The organism is Mycobacteriales bacterium (assembly GCA_036497565.1).
In the GTDB taxonomy this organism is placed as follows: Bacteria; Actinomycetota; Actinomycetes; order Mycobacteriales; family QHCD01; genus DASXJE01.
In genome coordinates, this window is sequence record DASXJE010000261.1 from 1 (window position 1) to 2,747 (window position 2,747).

At 68.5% G+C, this 2,747-nt stretch carries 2 protein-coding genes; both read left to right on the plus strand.

The genetic code is table 11. The features are described 5' to 3' along the window. Nucleotides 1-272 precede the first annotated feature (272 nt). Nucleotides 273-1,793, plus strand: coding sequence for an IS21 family transposase (gene istA / locus VGH85_21040; protein HEY2176301.1), 1,521 nt, complete (start codon nucleotides 273-275; stop codon nucleotides 1,791-1,793). Further along, on the plus strand, nucleotides 1,790-2,569 hold the full coding sequence (gene istB, locus VGH85_21045; GenBank protein ID HEY2176302.1) for an IS21-like element helper ATPase IstB: 780 nt from the start codon (nucleotides 1,790-1,792) through the stop codon (nucleotides 2,567-2,569). The genes istA and istB overlap by 4 nt, the downstream gene beginning before the upstream one ends. Nucleotides 2,570-2,747: the final 178 nt, after the last annotated feature.

Sequence of the window (2,747 nt, forward strand, 5' to 3'; positions counted from 1 at the left end):
GCCCGCAGTTCAGCTGCGAGAGGCTTCTTCCTATCGGTACATGCTGGACCTACCGAGCGTCGGCGATGTCAGGCTCGAGCCCGCTGAGCTGTTTGACCTCGATGACTCGTCCGGAAGGTCGGGTCGGCTGCACACACGTCAGTACGTGAGAACGATGCTCTGATTCGGTACCAGTGCGATGGTCTGATTCGGTACCGCCCCGTCCGGCTGGCGGCTGACGATCTGGCGCTCATCGAGCGTGGATCGGAGGCGGCCGGAAAGTGGGGTCCAGAGTGGAGTTGTTCGAGCAGATCAGAAGGGACCGTGATCGTGAGGAGTTGTCAGAGCGGGCGCTCGCGGCGCGGTATCGGGTCGGTCGCGGGACGGTCCGTCAGGCGTTGGCGTCGCCAGTTCCGCCGCCGCGCAAGCGGCCGGAGAACCGGTTCGCGCCGAAGCTCGGTGAGTACCGCGAGCTGATCGATGAGTGGCTGATCGCCGACCTGGTGGCGCCGCGCAAGCAGCGGCATACCGCGAAGCGGATCTGGAAGCGACTGGTCGATGAGCACGGCGTTGAGGTCGCAGAGGTGACGGTGCGCCAGCACGTGCACAAGCGTCGGCGGGAGCTGGGGTTGACGGTTGGGCAGGTGTTCGTGCCGCAGGTCCACGCGCCCGCGCGGACGGCCGAGGTCGATTGGGGCGAGGCCGACGTCGATCTCGCGGGCGCCCGGACGAGGGTGCACGTGTTCCATATGCGGTCGTGTTTCTCGGGGGCGGCGTTCTCGGTGGCCTCGCCGGTGCAGACCCAGCAGGCGTTCCTGGAAGGCCACGTGCTTGCGTTCGATTGGTTTGGTGGGGTGTTCGCCGAGGTCAGATACGACAACTTGGGCTCGGCGGTGAAGAAGGTGCTGCGCGGTCGCCGGCGGGTGGAGACCGATCGGTTTGTCGCGATGCGCTCGCACTACTTGTTTGACTCGATCTTCACCACCCCGGGGATCGAGGGCGCGCACGAGAAGGGCGGTGTGGAGGGCGAGGTCGGCCGGTTTCGGCGCAACCACCTCGTCCCGGTCCCGGCGGTCGGGTCGATCGGCCAGCTCAACCAGCTGCTCGTCGACGCATGTGAGCAGGGTCTCGGTCGGCGGATCACGGGGCGGCCGGGCACCGTCGCCGAGCAACTCGCCGAGGAACGGCCGCTGCTGCGTGCGTTGCCGGTGCCGTTCGACGCGACCGAGACCACGGTCGTGCGGGTCGACGCGAAGGCGCTGATCACTGTGCGTCAGAACCGGTACTCGGTCCCCGTCGCGCTCGCCGGTCTGAAGGTGAGCGCGCAGGTCGGCGCGAGCGAGATCCGGGTGTGGCACCGCGAACGCCAGGTCGCCTGTCACGAGCGGCTGCACGGCAAACACGGCACCCGCGCGACGCTCGATCACTATCTCGAGCTGCTCGCTCGCAAGCCCGGCGCGCTCGCTCGGTCATTGCCGCTGGCCCAGGAACGCGACCGCGGCAGTTGGCCAGGCACGTTCGATGAGCTGTGGACTGCGCTGCGGGCGCGGTGGGGTGAGTCGGAAGCTGACAAGCAGATGGTCGACGTGCTGATGCTCTGCCGCGAGCATGGGCCCGCGACCGTCGAGCTGGCCGTCCGGGGCGTGCTGGCGGCTGGCGCGATCGACGGCCGCGCCGTCAGCGTCCTCGCCCGGCGGACTGGCGCCCCGGCTCCGGTTGCCAGGCTCGACGGGCTCGAAGCTCGTCTTGCCGCGCACGACCGACCCGAGCCCGACCTGTCCGGCTATGACCGGCTGATCGGCGGTGCGCGATGACTGCCACCAAGAACGCGCGAACCGCGGCATTGGAGGCGCTGATCGACGCCCACGCTGTCGAGCTCAAGCTCCCGACCGTCCGCCGTCGGTTCCGACAGATGGCCGAGGAGGCGGTCCGCGAACAACAGACGCCGGTGGCCTACCTGGCGGCGCTGCTGGAAGCGGAGATGACCGAGCGAGCCGAGCGGCGCGAGAAGCGCCGGCTGATCGACGCCCGCTTCCCGCAGATCAAGCGACTTGAGGACTTCCACTTCTCAGACAACCCGAAGATCCCGCAGGCCACGATCGCCGCGCTCGCCGAGGGCTCCTGGATCGAGGATCGCGACAGCGTGATCCTGATCGGCGATAGCGGCACGGGCAAGACCCACCTCTGCATCGCGCTCGCGGTCTGCGCCTGCCAACAAGGACGCCGCGTGCGGTTCACCACCCTCGCCGCGCTGGCCAACGAGCTGCAAGAGGCCGAGAGTCGCAAAGAGCTCGCCCGCGTCGTCGGCCGCTACGCCCGCACCGAGCTGGTCTGCCTGGACGAGCTCGGCTACCTCACCCTGCCCGACGGTGCAGCCGAGCTGGTCTTCCAGGTCCTCTCCGAACTGCACGAGCGGGGGTCGCTGATCGTGACCACAAACCTTCCGTTCGGCGAGTGGACCAAGGTGTTCCCCGACGCCCGGATGGCCAAGGCCGTCGTCGACCGGCTCACCCACCGCGCGCACATCATCGACACCGGCACCGAATCCTGGCGCTTCCGTCACGGCCTGGCCCGACGCAAGGCCACCTGACCGCGAGACGGTCCGGATGGCGTGCACGCGGCTATCGCCGCTGCGCTCGCCTACGGCTCGCTCCGCGACGACAGCCGCGCCACCAACCCCGATCCGTCACCATCCACAACAACATCAACCAGCGACAGGGTGGTCCCAGTTCAAGCCATCGCGCTGGTCCCGAGCGAAGCCATCGTTC